General features: G+C 38.8%; 11 protein-coding genes. 6 read left to right on the top strand and 5 right to left on the bottom strand.

What is annotated here, in order from left to right; all coding sequences use genetic code 11:
- Positions 1-13 precede the first annotated feature (13 nt).
- Positions 14-1,741 carry an amidohydrolase gene (locus ABJH90_RS03340; RefSeq protein WP_348142437.1) on the bottom strand — a complete coding sequence of 576 codons (1,728 nt, stop codon included), beginning with the start codon at positions 1,739-1,741 and terminating at the stop codon, positions 14-16.
- Positions 1,742-2,172: 431 nt separating this feature from the next.
- Here ABJH90_RS03340 and ABJH90_RS03335 point away from each other — a divergent pair, with 431 nt between their 5' ends.
- The gene (locus tag ABJH90_RS03335) at positions 2,173-2,808 is read left to right on the top strand and encodes a hypothetical protein (protein ID WP_348142434.1); all 636 of its coding nucleotides are present in this window, start codon (positions 2,173-2,175) and stop codon (positions 2,806-2,808) included.
- A 31-nt stretch (positions 2,809-2,839) separates the two neighbouring features.
- Here the strand turns inward: ABJH90_RS03335 and ABJH90_RS03330 are convergent, their stop codons facing one another.
- Complete coding sequence (locus ABJH90_RS03330; protein WP_348142431.1) at positions 2,840-4,105, bottom strand: MFS transporter; 1,266 nt, start codon at positions 4,103-4,105, stop codon at positions 2,840-2,842.
- Positions 4,106-4,289: 184 nt separating this feature from the next.
- Between ABJH90_RS03330 and ABJH90_RS03325 the strand changes: the two genes are divergently transcribed.
- On the top strand, positions 4,290-6,692 hold the full coding sequence (locus ABJH90_RS03325; RefSeq protein ID WP_348142429.1) for a hypothetical protein: 2,403 nt from the start codon (positions 4,290-4,292) through the stop codon (positions 6,690-6,692).
- 383 nt (positions 6,693-7,075) lie between these two features.
- Complete coding sequence (locus tag ABJH90_RS03320; RefSeq protein WP_348142426.1) at positions 7,076-8,383, top strand: serine hydrolase domain-containing protein; 1,308 nt, start codon at positions 7,076-7,078, stop codon at positions 8,381-8,383.
- A gap of 370 nt (positions 8,384-8,753) precedes the next feature.
- Here ABJH90_RS03320 and ABJH90_RS03315 read toward each other — a convergent pair whose 3' ends face one another.
- Positions 8,754-9,242, bottom strand: coding sequence for a nuclear transport factor 2 family protein (locus tag ABJH90_RS03315; protein WP_348142423.1), 489 nt, complete (start codon positions 9,240-9,242; stop codon positions 8,754-8,756).
- A gap of 296 nt (positions 9,243-9,538) precedes the next feature.
- On the opposite strand from ABJH90_RS03315, the gene ABJH90_RS03310 reads away from it, so the two are divergent.
- The 3 genes from ABJH90_RS03310 (at position 9,539) to ABJH90_RS03300 (ending at position 14,319) form a co-directional block, all read left to right on the top strand.
- Positions 9,539-11,773 carry a CehA/McbA family metallohydrolase gene (locus ABJH90_RS03310; RefSeq protein WP_348142420.1) on the top strand — a complete coding sequence of 745 codons (2,235 nt, stop codon included), beginning with the start codon at positions 9,539-9,541 and terminating at the stop codon, positions 11,771-11,773.
- Between the two features lie 234 nt (positions 11,774-12,007).
- Entirely contained in the window at positions 12,008-12,883 is an 876-nt protein-coding gene (locus tag ABJH90_RS03305; protein WP_348142417.1) for an AraC family transcriptional regulator, read from the top strand.
- Between the two features lie 104 nt (positions 12,884-12,987).
- Positions 12,988-14,319 carry a phosphatase PAP2 family protein gene (locus ABJH90_RS03300; protein WP_348142414.1) on the top strand — a complete coding sequence of 444 codons (1,332 nt, stop codon included), beginning with the start codon at positions 12,988-12,990 and terminating at the stop codon, positions 14,317-14,319.
- Positions 14,320-14,419: 100 nt separating this feature from the next.
- On the opposite strand, the gene ABJH90_RS03295 is transcribed toward ABJH90_RS03300, so the two are convergent.
- Positions 14,420-15,847 carry a M20 family peptidase gene (locus tag ABJH90_RS03295; protein ID WP_348142412.1) on the bottom strand — a complete coding sequence of 476 codons (1,428 nt, stop codon included), beginning with the start codon at positions 15,845-15,847 and terminating at the stop codon, positions 14,420-14,422.
- A gap of 454 nt (positions 15,848-16,301) precedes the next feature.
- A complete protein-coding gene (locus tag ABJH90_RS03290; protein ID WP_348142409.1) occupies positions 16,302-18,680 on the bottom strand; it encodes an arylsulfatase in 2,379 nt (792 codons plus the stop codon).
- Positions 18,681-18,965 lie beyond the last annotated feature (285 nt).

Genomic DNA, 18,965 nt, shown 5'->3' with positions numbered 1-18,965 from the left:
ATACCTAATTAATTTAGTCACCTTTGGCATACACCACTTTTCCATCAAAAATAGTCATGGCTATCACAGTACTTAAGAATTCCTCTTCCGCTACCGTCATTAAATCCTGGCTATAAATCGTAAAATCGGCTAGTTTACCTGCCGAAATAGAACCTTTGATGTCTTCCTCAAATGCACCGTAAGCGGCATCCAAAGTATAGGACTTAAGCGCTTGCTCCCTGGTCATTTTCTGTTCAGGTTCATAGCCGCCTTCAGGAGTGCCTTTCAAAGTCTTTCTACTTACACTGGCATACAAACTGGCAATTGGATTCAAAGGTTCTACAGGGACATCGGTACCGTTAACAATCGGGATCCCGCTTTGTAATAAGGCCTGCCACATATATGCACCTTCTTTGATTCGCTGTTCACCCAAGCGGTCAATGGCCCAGGGCCTGTCTGAGGACAAGTGTACTGCCTGCATGGCTGGGATAACTTTTAATCCGGCAAAGCGAGGAATATCATCCGGGTGTATATGCTGTGCATGCTCTATTCTAAATCTGTGATCGGTTGCCAGGTCAGGTAATTCATCAAAAGCAACTTCATAACGGTCTAGTATTTCCCTGTTAGCCCTATCGCCGATAGCATGTGAGCAAACCTGAAAACCATGTTGCAGTCCGTTCAAAGCTGTTTCTTTAACAAAATCCATGGGCAGCGTTTCGAGACCAAAGTGTCCTGGTCTGTCCGTATAGGGTTCTAACAACCAGGCCCCACGCGATCCTAAGGCGCCATCGCAGTTCAATTTCACAGAGCGGATGGTTAATAAATTATCAGGATCTACCAATGGACCTTTTGTATACCATTCATTGAGCAACTCTTTATCCCTGCCGGTAAGCATCGCATACAGGCGGATGTTCATTTTAGCCGCGTTCTTCATTTCTTCAAAAAGTGCGATGGTTCCCCTGCCTATACCGGCATCATGAAAACCGGTTATACCATTTCTTTGGCAAGCGGCAACAGCAAGCTCAAAAGCTTTGACATCTTTTTCAGGGGTGCTTGCCGGGATGTGTTTAGTTATCAGACTTTGGGCGCGCTCGTTGAAAATGCCTGTTGGCCTTCCCAGCGCGTCGCGCATTACCTCGCCACCTTCTACCTCAAATTGGTTAATTCCTTCCTTAGACACTATTTGTATGCCTGCGATTTCCATGGCCTTGGCATTGGCAAATCCTGCATGGCCACTTGCATGACTCAAGTAAACAGGGTTGTCCGGGGATACTGCACTGAGCATATCATGCGTTTGGAAGCCATTTACCGTTTCGGCGGGCATTTCTTCCCATTTACTTTGATGCCATCCTCTACCTGTAATCCATTCTCCGGGCGCTGCAGTTTCAACTTTTTCGGCTACGGCATCTACTATTTCTTGATAGCTGGTAGTGTTAATCAGGTCAAGGTTCAATTCATTGTAACCCAATCCCATAAAATGGCCGTGACCTTCTATTAAGCCTGGGGTCATGGTTCTGCCATCCAAATTGATCAGCTGTGTTTGATCGTTTTTGTATTGCTCGGCTTCATCAAGACTGCCGGCAAAAAGAATGACATTGTCTTTCGTTGCTACGGCCTCGACCATTGCCTGGGTTGAATCTACGGTATAAATAGGTCCGCCATATATCAGCAGGGTTGCAGATTCTTTTTTAGGACCCGAACAGGCCATTAGTACAAAGAAGGCTAATGCAAAGCCAGAATAAATAGAATTTCGAAATCGCATAAATGTTAGTTTTTAGAAATGCTTAATTTACAATTATAAAAAGTAATTTATTGCAGTATTTTCATAAATCCCTTTTAGAAAAAAAAATAGGTGAGAAAATTTAAAGGATTAGGATATTCTAATTTTCATTAGCAGCGATTTTTGGGATATGGCGGAATAATTTCTCACTAGAGCTGAATAACCTTTTGATGTTTTCGAGGATATGTAATTAATTATTGATGAAAAATGAATTATAATTGACCACCATTAAACCTGGCATTTGTCATATCTCAAATTGTTTTTTAAAGCATACTTATCGACTATATAGTCCCTTTGAGGACATTTTTTTTTTAAACTCCCATCTTTTCTTTTATTGTGGTAAAATTATTTCTCTTTAGAGCAGGAGGGTAAAAGACGATTATAATTCCAGGATTATAATACTATTGGTGAGAATGAAAGAAAATAACTATCTGCGTATTTTTTCAGGGGTATTATTGATAATGTTTGTCATCTCATTGACGGCTTGCAACACATCACATAATTACTTCAAAAAGGATTATAGAAAAGTTTGGAAAGAAACTATTCAATCAGCAAGCTGGATCAATTCCTTTAACAGCACTTCAACTTTGAGTGATAAATTAATTGAGGACGTTTATAACTCTAACAATCAGTTTATTATTTCAGAAATGACCCCAAAGGCAAGAGAAAGAGCCAGCTTATTTGTTGAATTATATGACTCTTATATTTCAAGGGCATATTATAATCTAATAAGCGAGGCAATCAAAGCCGATCAGCACTTGCTAGAGGAATATAATACCTTACTCAAAACTTCTAAAAATAGACCAGATAGATCCGAGTATAATAAACAGCTAGCCATGGCAAAATTAAAGTATGAAGCACACTGGAAAATGCTGGAAGGACTGAAATCATGGAATGCATTTAGTGAATACGGTTCAGACGATCTGGATTTCTTTAAACAGGAACAATTAAAAAAAGCCTATTTAATGTTTAGCAAAGGTTCTTCTGATACAGAAATCATTAACTTTTTGGTTTATAAATTGGCCGATCTCTACCATTTTGAAGAATAGCGGCTTTATCTTCTGTTCATCTCATCATGAATCAGTGCTGTTTCTTCTTTCCATATAATTGAAAATAATACCAGGCAGCGATACCGCCTATGAAGGAAAACAAAGCCAACATCCAAAACACATGCTGATGACCCACTGCACCCGGTGAATTCTCTAATAGAACTCCCATCGCAGGCCCTGCAAATATATCTGGTGTATAGCCTATGAGTGAAATAAGGCCAACAGCAGTCCCTGTAAGCAGCAAAGGGATCTGCCCCCTCTCCATCACCGCAAAGTATAGGGCACGTGCAGCGTATACGCCGGTTGCCACGACCAAAATAGATATAAAAAACAATGCGGTCGACGAATCAGAAATTATGCCCGTAGCGAACAATAAAGCTCCAAAGAATGTAACTACAAAACTAACTACCAGCCAGTAGGTCGTTTCTGTACGGTCTGCCAATACCCCAATTAGTACCCCAATTACTGGGCGGACAAATAACAAAAAAGTACCAACCTGGGCCGATTGTACCTGGTCATACAGCATTACATCCCGGGCATAAAGTGAAAACACATCAGTGATTTTATAACCAACATAGCCACATAGAATAATGATCATAAGTAGCCATACCGAAGGTAAACGCAGGACTTCTTTTATTTGTGAAATCGTTATTTTATCGAGGATGATCTTTTTTTCTACATTGCGATCCATCTTCATAAAGAACCAAACCAATAAGCCGACAAAAACTACTATTCCTGAGGTTACCAGAATTACATATTTAAAGGCCATACGACTTTCAGTAACGGTGGCCTCTGAAACCTCAGTATTAATAAATAATGAAAAAATAAACACACCCAGAGCTCCGAACAGCGCACCTACTAATCCACGTCCCCCGTCCAAAAATCCAAACGCCTTGCCCTGGGATGACGACCCACCCCAGAGACGAGCCGCCTTGATCATAGGAGCCCAGAACAAAAAAATGGTTGTAAAACCCCAATAGCCATAAAGTATTTTTAATACTGTATAACTGGGAAAAGTAGCGTAGACCAACCCTCCTAAGGCAGTCATCCACAGTGCCACTGCAATCAATTTTCTAGGAGGGTATTTATCCGCCAGAGGACCTCCAAAGAGATAGGATAGCAAGGCTATTATGCCATATACAGAGAAACAAATACCCAACTGCACATTGTCCAGGCCAAACGCTTCAAGCACTGTGGGCCTGAAGACCCGTGAAAGAACAAATGGAAGAATAAATACAGACTCCCCGGCTAAAATGAGTAGTAAGAGGAAGTGCCATGGGGCTTTTTTTTGATTCATGCAGTTTGGTAGATTTTACGGAAGAATTTGATCATGGCAGGGATGGTTGGCGGTTAGCTCACCAAGGTACTGAATTATCTGTACTTGTATTACAGTACTATATTTAAAAGGTAGGCTGGACTTCATCCCCTCAAAAACATTGGCTATCTTTAAATGAATCTTCTGAAGGCATAATAATTTGGTAATGAAAAAATTACAAATAGCGGTATGCGTTAAACTTTTTATATATCTGCTTTTTTTCTTTACGCATTTTAATAGCTCATTGACAGCTCAAAATACCGAATCCTCCCGGATTGTTGAAAAGAATATGGCCTTTTACCATCCCTTGAGGGAAAATGTGCATTTACATTTAAATAAGACCACTTTTTTCAACGGGGAGCAACTTTGGTTCACTGCCTATGTTTACGACCAAAATACTCAACTCCCATCTAGTGAAAGCACAAATCTATATGTAGGTATTTTTGATGAGCAGGGACAAGCTATAGAGAAGAAAATTATTTATATAGAAGATGGGGTTGGATCTGGTAATATAATGATAGACTCCAGTTATACTGATACAGAGTACTACATAAAATCATATACCAATTGGATGAAGAACTTTTCTGAAATAAAGCCCTTTATCCAAAAAATAAGCGTGCTTAGAAATATAGTGAGGCCTCCGGAAAATGAATTAATTAAAGATGTAACTATTGCAATATATCCTGAAGGAGGAAAATTGATCAAGGATATAGAAAATTCTTTTGGTTTTCAGATTACAGATGTCTTAGGTAATGGTATTGAAGTGAAAAAAATCATTCTGGAAAATGATTTGGGCGAGGTCATTAAGAACAATCTGGTTACTAATATGCATGGAATGGGAAAAGTCACTTTTTTTTACGAACGGGAAAGAACTTACTCCTTAAGAACGAATTTAAATAATGGCCCTATTATCAAAAAAAAGTTGCCTCCGGCGAAGGCTGAAGGAATAGTATTAAAGTTGAGTTCATTTGATCGGGAAAAAATTTATGGAAAGCTCGAAATCAGCTCCGAAACCTTGAATAAAATATATGAGAATACATTTTATATGGCAGTGCATCAAAATGAACAGATATTTATAGAAGAACTTTTTATAAATTCAGAAACGACGACCTTTAGTTTAGATAAGGCTAAGCTGCCTTTTGGGGTAAATGCGATCACTATTTTTGATCATCGGAATAATCCAATTATAAGACGATTATTCTTCAATGAGTTTGGGTCTGATAAGATAAATGAGGATATAAGTTTAGCATATGAATGGAATGCTACAGAGGATTCACTCCTGGTTGATTTGAGTTTAAAAAATGCTTATGATGGAAGCATGTCATTGAGCATTTCTGTGCTACCCTATGAAACGGTCTCCTACGCTCCCAATAATTCATTGCTTTCATCATTTTTATTAATGCCTTATATTAATTTTTCGGTGGAACATCCCGGGGTTTATTTCGAAGACAGGGATCGCACCAGCATGTTTAACTTAGATATATTATTGCTTAATCAAGGATGGGGTACCTATAATTGGGACCGTATTTTTGGGGAGCAACAAAATTTGAAGTATGTTTTTGAATCCGGAGTGAATATTCATGGAAAAATACTGGATGCAGATTTGGGTCGGGAAAATCAAGTTTGGGGTTATAGTAAGGATGTAACAACTGCGTTTTTATTGGACATAAAAAGAGACAAAACCTTTAATGCCAATACGATTTTATTTAAAGGGGATTCCTTGATGATTTCTGTTTTGAACACTAAGGGGAAATTAAGAAAACCTAAGGCCGAGATTGAATTTACACCCCTATCAGCTATGGGTCCCCAAGAGAATATAGACATTGTGGCATTTAACAGTAACAATCGTTTTGTTACAACATTTAGCACTGATATAGATATACCCATTAGCCCAGGAAGTGAATTACCTGTTACTAAAAGAACCATTGCTCTGGATGAAGTAGTAGTAAAAGGTCCAAAAGAGGTATCAAATTATATTCCTATTAATTCTGCCGAAGTTACTGGAAAGAGAATAACGGATGAAGACATTAAGAGAAGGGGAACACTTCTCCATTACCTCAGTAGTTTAGGGTATGGGATTAGTATACTTGAGGGAAGGGTGACAGTTATGTCCAGAATAATAGGTTCAGGGCCGGCTACTGGCAAAGTTCCGGTACCTGTATTTATTGGAGGTTTATTAAGTGATGGCACAGATTTATTAACGATGTCATTGGACGGCTTTCAGTCTATATTCTTTGATAGTTGGCAAAGAGAATTCATTTCTTTAGAGCTAAGGTATGGTCATTATAACCTGGATAAAAAGAAACATTATATTTCATACCTTATTAATAGTGGTTTTGCCAGACCCAAAGAGTATTATGATCCTGGATATATCCGTTATCTAAACTTTGAATTTAAGATGTACGGGGTCTTAAACTGGTTGCCTAAGGTGATTTTGAATAAAAATAATCACACTACTATAAAAATTCCTATAATGGATCAAGCAGGAATGATATTATATATTGAAGGGCTGGGATCGGATGGGAAATTGATATCAACATCTAAGAGTATAAAGCTTGAAGATGATTGAATAGGTTGGTTCTTTATTACAATTTACGGAATTATCTATAGGAGCATCAAGCACCAAATTCCAAATCACATCCCAATAGCTCCTTCTCCATAGTATTACGAAGGAGAAACTATCGGGACTAAAGAATTATGAGTTATAACTAGGCTCTGGGAATTTGATTTTTGGAATTTGAAATTTATGAGAGAGTGAATCATTAGGATGGATTAATTCAGACCTCCACACCGTAAAAAGCAACAGAAGTACATGCTATGGAGCCATAAATTTAGCATTTAAATCAGTATAAAAAGTAATGCAATACATAATAATCACGTCTTTAATCGGTTAATAAGTTAAATAATCCTATATTCATCCTGTCACACTTTATACCATACAATAATTTACCTATGCAGAGATTAAAAATCTTGGTAGGCACTACAATTATAATACTTGCGCTTTTTGCCCTAACCAAAAGTGTCGATAATCCTGTATCCACTTCTGAGTCCAAAGATGTTATTTCAGCCGATAAGTCAAAGAAAACTTTAGTCGATCAAAGAGAGGCACAGCTGTATAAATTGCAACAACAAGAATTAAAAGTTGCTGTGCAAGCATATTTTGATAAGGCCATTACATCAGGCGTCATAGTAGGTGCCGGGGTGAGCATCGTAAGAGGGGATTCGATTGTAATTTCAGATGGATTCGGTAAAAGAAGTATTGATGTAAACGATGGCGTTGACGGCCAAACAATATTTAGACTCGGATCACTATCAAAAGGATTTGCCGGAGTATTGGCTGCCAATTTAAAGGATGAAGGGAAATTAAATTGGGAAGATAAGGTTAGCGATTGTATTCCGGAATTTCAGCTGGGAGACAGAAGTAATACAGCTAAAATTACGCTGGCCAATATTTTATCGCACACTTCGGGCGCGCCTTACCATAGTTATACCAATCTGGTGGAGGCCGGATTGCCATTGACAGATATTGCAAAACGCTTCAAAGACGTAACACCAATAAGTAATCCCGGTAAGCTGTATAGTTATCAGAATGCCTTATTTGCGCTATCTGGAGAGATGATATATAAGGTTACTGGACAGGATATTAGCACATCTTTAGAGGATAGATTCTTTAAGCCACTGGAAATGTGCTCCACTACCATGGATTATGAAACCCTGGCACATGAAAAAAATGTTGCTATGCCGCATTCAAAGAGGCGAAATGGGTGGAGGCCCAAAAAACTTAATGACCATTATTACAATGCCATAGCGGCTGGAGGTATCAATGCCAGTGCCCTTGATATGGGCAAATGGATTCGATTTTTACTCGGGCATAATCCGGAGATAATGAGCAAGTCGGCCTTAGAAGAAGCTTTTAACCCGTTTATAGAAATTAAAGGCCATAGCAAATATTACCAGCGCTGGCCCGGACACTTAGCTTCGTATTACGGCTTTGGATGGAGGATCCATAAATTTGCAGAAGACGATACAGGTCTGGAAAAAACCATTTGGCACCACGGTGGAAGTGTAAACAATTTCAGAAATGAAATTGCGGTCTATCCTGAAGCCGATTTGGGGATTTGTGTTTTATTAAACAATAATTCCAAACTTGCCAAAACAGTGGTCCCGGACTTGTACAAGATAGTTAAAGAGGTATATGAGCAGACTACTACTAAACTTGCCTTTAACGGCGTTTCCAACACATTCCTCAATTATAAGTAGTGCTTTAATTTTATCAATTATTTAAATCTCAAAAGTATTTCCGAACAAGAACCATTACAAATCCGATGAGGAAGATTGTGGTGAAAATTATTTTATTATATCGTGCCAACCAATTTGGCAGATAAATATCAAAATTGTCTTTTTGTGAATTCGAATATTTTCTTGCCAAAAGCGTCAATGGGCAGAATGTTTTAAAAATTAATAGAATTAGCCCTTCTACGATTATTAATCCTATGCCTATCCAGGTATAAGCATTTATCTTACCGCTGACCCCAGAATAAAGAATAAAGAAAATTACTAACACGAAAAACAGCCAGATTAAAGTATGAATTACTTTTATGGCTAGAAGTTTGGTCCTATCATTCATTATTCAATGGAGGCTTATAACTTTTGAAATTTTCCAGGTGTCATCAACTTGCATCCAAAGAATTATGAATTTACTGGGTTTGGAAGGTGCATTAGGTTCTTGACTATTAAAAAATTTGTGATAGCCTATTTCTACTGCTCCAAAATCTTTTATGGGATATACTTCAATACTACCTTCAATTAAGGTTCTTTTAATCTTGCCACAAATGTTTTTTTCGATTCCTTCCAGGACCTCTTGTTTGGAGGTAGTAAGTCCACCTTTATCATGATAGAACTCTAATTCTTCTGCATATAGGTAGGCTTGTATGTCCATATCACAGTTATTATAAGCATCGAAATATTCTTTGTCCATAGACACTATCGCATCATGAAGTTCTTTATCAATGGGTTCATAATTTATTTCGTTGGTCCCGGTTGATTCTTGGGCAACCCCATGAAGTTGATAAAAAATAAGGATCAGAAGCGTGAAAAGTCTTAAAGTTTGAAAATTCATAAAAACAGTAACTTTTTCATTATTGACACTTACATTTGGATATAGTTATTAACTATATATCTTTTATATTAACTAAGATAATGAATCCAATTTACGAGTTCCTCAAAATATCATTTAATCATCCTGAAACGTGGGTAAATACGACCACAGCTATAGAAAAGACAGCTGGTGTCTTTTGTTTAGGCTATTGACGGTGTCAAGGCTATGATTACGCAATTGGATTTTAATAATTCAAGATCAATCTTTTAAATAGGATTTTTTAATTTTATGATCACAATACCTTAATTAGAGGAACTATGAAAGCACTAATACCAATAATTTTATCGATAATTTCAATTGTTTTTGGACCTTCCTCTTATGCTCATGAAGGGCATAAAGACCCGGTTCTTCAGGAACTAAATGATTATATCATGGCTATACAGCTTATGAGGATAAATGATCCGGCTGCGGCTACCATATTTGAAACCTGGCAGGAACTTAGGAATGAATCCTGGGAGATACGCAAACTGACAGATGAGCAGAATTTACTGATTAACGCCGAAGAAGTTATGAAACAAATCAGCAAGGCCAGGGCTAAACAAAAACAGTTATTGGATGAATGTCGTGCCTACTTTGCTAAAATAATTCAACAGGAACCTGCCGTGCATTTCCAAATTGACCAATCTATTAGCAGTAATTGGCAATCTCCGTCCTTAGAAGTTCAGGTTCAGCACTTTAAAGTTTTGTTGATTGAAGTAAAAAATCAAAGAAATTCAAAAGTAGATATCACAATGAAAAGCAATCCCAGTGATGAGATATTATTTTGGAACAAGAAATTTTCATTAGAAGCGCGAAGCTCTCGTTATACCTTTGTCGTATTTGCTCCACTACAGGAAATCCAAATCACAAATACAATAAACATTAGTGATGAACTTGGTAATAAGGCAAGTGTAGCACTTGGTGTGAAAGGTATACCAATGCGTGAAGCTCCATTTGTACTGTTGCCCGACAGTATCCCTACGCATGTTGTAGTACCAGGTTATAAGAGCATTCCGATTAAAAAAGATTCCATTTTTTCTGAAGCGATTAATTTTTCCATTACCGACAAAGAAAGCGGAACACCAATTGCTGCAAGGGTAGAAGTAAATGATGTGGAGGGTAATAATTTCTGGACTCCAATAAGGGGATCATCTTATGCAGTTAATAGAAATACGGATTGGGGCTGGCGAACAACCTTATGGGATTATCAACCCGGGCCCTATTTTTATGTTCAGGGTGAAGCCCAACTAGGGGTAAACCCGGTTGGAAAGCGGGCTAAGGTCTATCATGGATTTGAATATAAGCCAGTGGAGGTGGAAGTGCCTGAAGAGGGTAATATAAATATCGCCCTGGAACGATGGATCAATATGCCCAAACTTGGTTGGTACTCAGGACAAACACATATACACACCACAGATATAGGTATTCCTGTTCAATTCAATAAATTCTGGCCTTTGATTTCCCAGGGAGAAGATCTTCATGTCTCATCTATTTTAACCCTAAAGGGAGAGTGGGAAACACATGCTATTTATGCTAATGAATTTCCTATGGGGCAGAGGCGGGCATTTAGTACTTCGGATCATATTATAACCTATGGGGAAGAGTTTCGCAGTAATCCCTATGGTCATCTTGCTTTTATTGGACTTAAATCTTTAATACAACCAATTAGCACTGGCGCTCTCGGTGAATTGGCAGGTCCGGATTATCCTCCTAATTCATACATTTTGGAGGAAGCGTTGGCTCAGGGGGCTACCACTATTGCCGCACATTTTGGTAATTTCACGGAAGGTGTAGATCAAATCCAAACGGCTTGGCCCTCTACAGGGTTTGAAATGCCAGTTGATATTGCTTTGGGGAAAATACAAATGGCCGAAATTGCAGGTAATGGCGGAAAATTGGATGTCTGGTATGACATCCTGAATTGTGGGTTTAAAATTCCAGCAACCGCCGGACCGGACTGGAACATAAAGGATACACCACGGGTATATGTTAATCTGGGAAATGAGGATTTTAACCTGGATAATTGGATTAAGGGCCTACAAAAAGGCAATAGTTTTATAACTACTGGTCCTATGTTATTTTTTAAGGTGAATGATGAGCAAGCCGGAAGTTCAATTAATGTTGAAAGCGGTCCTGTTCAATTTCAGATAGATGCGGAAGCTTTAACCCCAGATGGGCAAATACCGATTGAAATAGTTTATAATGGAGAGGTAATTTACACGGGTACGGACTTGTCTACGAAGATTGGTTTAAAGGATTCCGGATGGATTGCGGCACGCTGCAAAGGAGCACATTCCAATCCGGTATACATCAATTTTGAAGGAAGACCAGCAGGGTACGCCAAGCCGGCCGAAAAATTCATAAAGATTACGGATCGACTTACCGAATGGGTTGAAACCAAAGCCCTTTTTTATGAAGAAAATCAAAAAACAGCCATACTTGAAGTCATTGATCTGGGGAGAGATGTTTATGAAAAAATAATTGAACGAGCAGAGGAATTAGGGAGGAGATAATAACAAAGGTGATCCCTGACCTGGTTACGAAAAGACATGATTTTTATCTGGTTTTGGATGTTAAATTTTCTCTACGGTATGCAATCTTTTTTAAAGATTTTCCCGCAGCCTTTAATCAGAGCGGTCTATCCTGAAGCCGATCTGGGGATAATACTCATAAAAAATAACTATCTTAGAGATATTCCTCAAGCCCATTAGATTACCCTGAGTCATTATTAAAATGGTATTTCGGATATGGAGATTATTGACTTTTATAAATTTGTAGAACATAACCCTCTTTTTAGGCAGATGGCAGTGGACGATGTTTTGTTCACTGCGTATGACTGCCCTTTAGAGGGCTCTCCAGTTGATTACTCTACCGAAAAGAACTATTTCTGTTATATTTTTGTAGGTGGGGGTAGATGGAAAACTCCGACAGAGGAATACACCTTGAAAGCAGGAGATGCTGCTTTTTTGAAAAAGGGAGTACATAGGGTATTTAAAATTCTCAACGGGGATTTTTGTGCACTACTGATTTTCATGCCCGATGAGTTCATAAGTTCGGTTCTTAAAAACGAAACGAACCTAATTCTTGATAAATATCTTGAAGAAGAAACAGATTCTGTTATTCCTTTAACCTTAAACGAAAGCCTGCTTGCTTATTTTAGTTCTTTGATGGGTTATTTTTCACAAACCTCAAAACCCTCTAAAAGTTTGCTCAAACTTAAGTTCAAGGAACTTATAGTCAATATAGCAACAAGCGGAGACAATCCATTAGCGACAAAATGCTTCAAAGAAATTGCAATTACAGGCAAAAAATCCTTGAAGTTAGTTATGGAAGAAAATTTTATTTTCAATTTAAAATTGAAGGATTTTGCCCATTTATCTAACCGAAGTTTGGCGAGTTTTAACCGGGACTTTGTAAAATTGTATGGAACCACCCCAGGAAAGTGGCTGAAAAGTAAAAGACTCAATTACGCCAAATATCTACTGGAAACTACAGACTTGAATATTAATGAAATTACCGTTGAATCGGGTTTCGAAAACACCTCGCATTTTATTCGTGCGTTCAAAGAGCATTTCAGTTTTGCACCCCTAAGATTTAAAAAAGAGCAACTAAGCAAGGTCTAACTAAATATTGCACTGAGTTTTTTTGCATATCATTTGATACGATGAGTACATTTTGACTTTAGGCTATTTCCTAATATTGTATTCTCATCTTAAAAGGAATCAATATGGAAATCACACACAAACCACAAAGGTTTCTCCTTTATGTCATTTTGTTAATTCTGCCGCTTTTAAATAGTTGTCTGGCCCAAAAGGAAGATATTTCTAATTACACGGGGGAGATTGTAAATACCTGGAACAAGAAAGTAATAGATTTAGCTATTGCCGAAGACAATTTATTTACTTTAAAAGGAGTACGAACCACATCAATGATGCATGTGGCTATGCACGATGCCCTTAATGCCATACAACCAAAATATACTACTTATGCTTATAAGGGAGATATGCCAAAGGCTAATCCGATTGCCGCGGTTGCACAGGCGGCCTACGAAGTGGCCGTTGATCAATTTCCTGATAAAGAAAATGAACTATACCTGGAGCTTAATAATTGGCTGAGTTCGGTACCAAATGGAGATTCAAAGAACGAGGGAATAAATCTTGGAAAGGCCTCAGCCGTAGCGATTTTAAAAATGCGTAATGACGATACGTGGAATGAGCAGTCGGAATACACTTGGCATCCTATGGCTCCCGGAGTTTATGCTGAATTTAATGAACATAGTGGCACTCCTGAAGGATTTATCTTTGGGGCAGGCTGGTCTAAGGCAAAGACTTTTTTATTGCCGAGCTCGGATTATTTCAGGTCTCCACCACCACCTGAGATTAAGAGTGATAGTTATACTAAAGCCTATAACGAAGTGAAAGAAGTGGGCGCGACAGTAAGTGCTACAAGAACTAAAGATCAAGCTCATTATGCCATGTGGTGGAAGGAATTTATTGAAATATCTTTAAATAGATTAGCGAGTGATCTTGTTTTGAAAGAAAAGATTGATCTATGGACTACAACAAGAACGTTTGCTTTATTGAACATGACGATCTACGATGCATATGTATGTGTCTTTGATAACAAGTTTTTCTATAACCACTGGAGACCTTATACGGCTATTCGATGGGCAGCTAATGATGGAAATCCGGATACTGAACCGGATACCACATGGAATACCTTACATAATCATACGTATCCTTTTCCGTCATATCCATCCGCACATGGCTCAGGTAGTGGTGCTGGCATGACGGTGATTGCGAATACCTTAGGCTTGGGTAATGAATATGCCTTTACGATGACCGTTCCTGAAGTGGACAGTGCCGGCCCGATGTCAGAAAAAATGAAAATGGATCCTCCGGAACGTTCCTTCAATAGTCTCTCTGAAGCTGCCCTTGAAGGAGCTATGTCTAGACTTTATCTGGGAATCCATTTTAGATATGATTCTGTAGAAGGAAATAAACTGGGAGTCCAAATTGGTGAATACGCCAGTGAAAACTTCCTTAAACCTTTAAAATAATTGTAAATAAAGGTTTTAGTTGTTGTTCCCAATCTTTGGGGTCCAGGGTTTCAAAATTATCAAAGAGTTCTTCCATAAAATAAGCTAAACCTATTTTATTTCAATTGAATTCCCTGATCAAATGGTAGGTGAATTCAATGATTTCCTTGTAGTTCTCCTTGCTGATCTTTTCGTCTATGCCATGGAACATTGACATGCTCTCAGGGCCAAGTCTGATCGGGTAAAATCGGTACACATCGTCTGAAACCTCATAAAAATAGCGGGCATCTGTACCGCCGCCTATGAGACCCGGAACCACTACCGCTTCGGGAAATACAGACCGTATAGTTTTTTCCAGAATCCTAAAGGCCTCAGAATCAATCCCTGAAACAGGGGAGGGGTTCGTTAGAAAACCGGCTGCTTCCACCCTGATCTTATCGCTTACCGTATTTTCTACATGCTGTTTTACAGACTCAATGGTTTCCCCCGGTAAAATCCTGAAGTTGATGGTAGCCTCCGCCACAGTAGGTATCACATTGTTTTTCACCCCGCCTTCAATAATTGTTGGGGCAGTGGTAGTGTGTGCATTAAGCCCTTTTAGTATGGAGCCCTTAAACAACCAGGGATTGGCAAAAGCCAACTTCTTCATAAAGGGGAGTTCGGCTCCCATATACTCAAATTGGTAATTGATGGGTTCTACAAGTTTATAAGGTAACTGACTATTTTCCAGGTCAACGATGGCCTGGGCCAACATTCCAATGGTGTTTTCCCGGGGAGGAGCAGAACTATGTCCCCCTCTTGTTTCTACAATAAGCCTGAAGGAGGCAAAACCCTTTTCCGCCAGGTTCACCATGGCAACGTCCTTTTCAATACCGGGGATCATGTTTTCTGACAAAAATCCACCTTCATCCAGGGTCATAGCCGCGTGGATGCCTTTTTCTTTCAAATGAGCTGCAATCTTAGCAGCCCCATTGGGACCACCCACTTCTTCGTCATGGCCAAAGGCAAGATAGATGGTCCTGGAAGGAGTAAACGATTCGCTAAGCAACTTTTCCACAGATTCCATTAGTGCTATTAGGGAACATTTGTCGTCCAGGGTACCTCTTCCAATAATATGAGTGTCCGTAATTTTTCCCTCGAAAGGACCCGCCTCCCAGTCGCTGAGGGTAGGCTGGTCTACAGGCACTACATCCTGATGCGACATTAGAATGATTGGTTTTTTGGAAGCATCTGAACCTTCCCACTTGTATAGCAAGCTATATTCATTGATCTTTTCCAGGGAAAGGTTTTCATGGACGAGTGGAAATGTATCTGCCAGAAATTGGTGGAACCCATGAAAGGCTGTGGAATCAGGAATAGCATCTTCGCTAAAGGAAATAGTGGGGTATTGCACCGCCCGGGAAAGGTTTTGGAATACGGCGTCCGGAATATTGAGTTTTTCTAATGATTTTGGCTCTACCTGCCTGGAGGTTAAAGATAATGTATTGAATAGGAGAATACCGACAATAACAATGAGTATTGTCAAGAGGGAAATGCTGATTTTCTTCATTATGGTTTTTTAAAGGATAGAACTGGTTAGTATTCGTTGAGAAACCTGAAACTTTCCAATAATGGGGCTACAGTATTTCTTTTGCAACAAGATATATAAAATCTCAAAGAATTCTGTGTTTAGACTTTTCATAGTTATTGATTTTTTTATTCCCAAAGACTAATAGTGAAATCAAAGCTCTTGATTGTACTCTCTTGTAGTGGACTTTAAAGATTTTCTGTTTTATTTTCAGCCAAAATTGCCATGAACCGCATTGCTAACACTTTTGCACCCTTATGAGTGTTCCCTTAATTTAAAAATTTGACAACTTACTGAAATGCGAGAACCATTTGCTTTGGCAATGCTTCGCATTAATAATACAGATCGAATTACGATTAATTCTTGTTTTATTTATTAATTAATGGGTAAGAAAAAAGGGCGTATAAACGCCCTCTTTAAAATGCTTCTAATGTTTTTAATTTGGAATGCTAATAGTAACTTTATTTACATATCCTGTAAATTCAGAATCCTCTACATCGTTGAAGACTTTATCTGCAACTTGCGTGGCATCATCCTTCCCAACATCTGCGGTTTCATCTGCTGAGAATACGGCAGGAATTGATTTATCAACTCGTCCCTCTGCTACCATCTTACCGTCAATAAAAATTTTAGCAGTTCCCCCTTTTCCTATACCATCGCCATCGTACTCATACTCTAACTTAATCTCGGCATCACTCGCAGTTATTGCTTTAGGAGCCATAATTGTATAACTTTCCAAACCAAAATAATTGTAGGTGTATGCTGGCTTGCCATCATTCATATATAATGCCCATCCGCCAAATTTACCACCCTGGCACAGAATGATTCCATGATCTTTTCCTTTTAATGAAACATCGGCAACGATTGTTTTGGAAGTATTTTTTACGTTTAAAAAAGTGTTTTCAAGAATTCCATCCATGCCTTGTGCCAGGGTCAGGGATTTTCTATCACCCATTAAATCTGGACGGCCTGCAATAGCTGCATTAAATCGCTCATAAAGCCTATCATCAAGGGGATACACATTGTTGGCAATTGCTTCTTGTTCAAACAAATCAACCAATTCTTTCAGTTTTTCAGGATTATCTTCTGCAAGGTTGTTAACAAGGCTGAAATCTTCTTCAGTATTATAAAGTTCCCACTTTTCTTCAGCAAAAGCAGCCCGGGGCTTACCTACCCATGGAACCATATGAACTACCCTTGCTAACCACCCATTGCTATAAATTGCACGGTTACCAAACATCTCGAAATATTGCACAGTGTGTTGGTCTTCAGCATTTGCGTCTTTCGCTGCATAGAGCATACTTACACCATCCATAGGTATTTGCTTAACACCGTTAATTGATTTGGCTTCTGGTAAATTAGCAGCTTCTAGTACAGTAGAGGCTACATCATTTACGTGGTGCCATTGTTCTCTAATTTCTCCTTTAGCTTCAATTCCTTTGGGCCAATGCATCACCATTCCATTTCTCGTACCCCCAAAGTCTGCTGCCATTTGTTTCGTCCATTTAAATGGTGCATCTGTGGCCACAGCCCAGGCTGCCGACATATGTGGGAATGAATTTGGACCACCCCAATCATTAGCATGTTCCAACATACTTTCCACTGTTTCTTCATCAAAGATTCCATTTAGGTGGACGAGCTCGTTGTAGGTACCCTCCAGTCCACCTTCAGCACTTGAACCGTTATCTCCCATGATGTAGATAAATAAGGTATTGTCAAGTGCTCCAACTTCATCAATGGCGTTCACCAAACGTCCTACTTCATTATCAGTATGCTCAGCAAAACCGGCAAATGTTTCCATTTGAAGCGAAAACAATTTTTTCTCATCATCACTCAAAGCTTCCCACTCTTTTATATCAGAGGGCATAGGCGCCAATTGTGCATTTTCCGGAATTACACCCATAGCCTTTTGTCGTGCAACTGTTTCCTCCCGAAGTTTTAACCATCCTGTATCAAATTTGCCTTTGTATTTTTCAATCCATTCTTTAGGTGCATGATGAGGTGCATGCGTTGCTCCTGTTGCGTAGTAAACCATAAAAGGTTTATCTGGTGTCATGGCTTGTTGAAATTTGACCCATTCAATAGCCTCATTTGTCATGTCTGTGGTGAAGTGATAATCAGGGTCATCATTTTTATAAACCTTTGTTACCCCATCAAAAATTACAGGATCCCATTGGTTGGTTTCCCCGCCAATAAAGCCATAGAATTTGTCAAAACCAGAATTTGTTGGCCATCGTGTAAAGGGGCCAGATACAGAAACTTCCCAGGTAGCAGTTTCATGCCATTTGCCAAAAGCTGCTGTGCTATACCCGTTTTGCTTTAAGGTTTCAGCGAAATACTTTGCATTGTCTGGTCGAATTCCCTGATTTCCATAAAATCCGGTTGCAACTTCCATAACGGAACCTACATTTACGTTGTGGTGATTTCTTCCTGATAAAAGCGATGCCCGTGTTGGCGAACAAAGTGCCGTAGTATGGAAATGATTAAATCGCAATCCATTATCGGCCAGCCTATCAAAAGTTGGCGTGTTGATAGCTCCACCAAACGTACTTGTTGCACCGAAACCAATATCATCAATAAGTACAACTACAATATTTGGAGCACCTTCCGGCGCTTCTATGTTAAAAGGTTCCGGTTTCTCCGCATCTCTTGCATCCATTATGGTAACAGGATTATGCGCCGGAGGTTGAATAGGTAGAATAGTACGGTCTATTTCCTGATCACCAGAGGATGTACTTTTAGTTTGGTCGTTAGATGTATCGCAACTCACCAGAATTCCAAAGGTGAGAAGTAAACTTAAAAAACTACTTTTCATATCATTATATTTTTGTTCAAGATTCTTTTTTAGACAAGTTTCCACCGTAAATATATCAATAACTCGACAATTAATTGGAGTTATAAAAGTAGGATATTAAGACGTTTATTTTTTTATAACCCAGGCAGGCAATATCCGTGTAATTCTCTAAATTGGAAATGATAATTATCATTGCACAAAAGCCCACAGAGAATTCGTACCGGCTATTTTATTGGAAGAAAGGACGTGGTAGTTAGTTATACTATTTAAATTACAAAAACACATCGCACTATTTATCCATGTAAT

Source organism: Eudoraea sp. (genome assembly GCF_039969275.1).
GTDB lineage: Bacteria > Bacteroidota > Bacteroidia > Flavobacteriales > Flavobacteriaceae > Eudoraea.
Note: the sequence above shows the minus strand (reverse complement) of the source record. Positions and strands in the feature narration are given on the sequence as shown.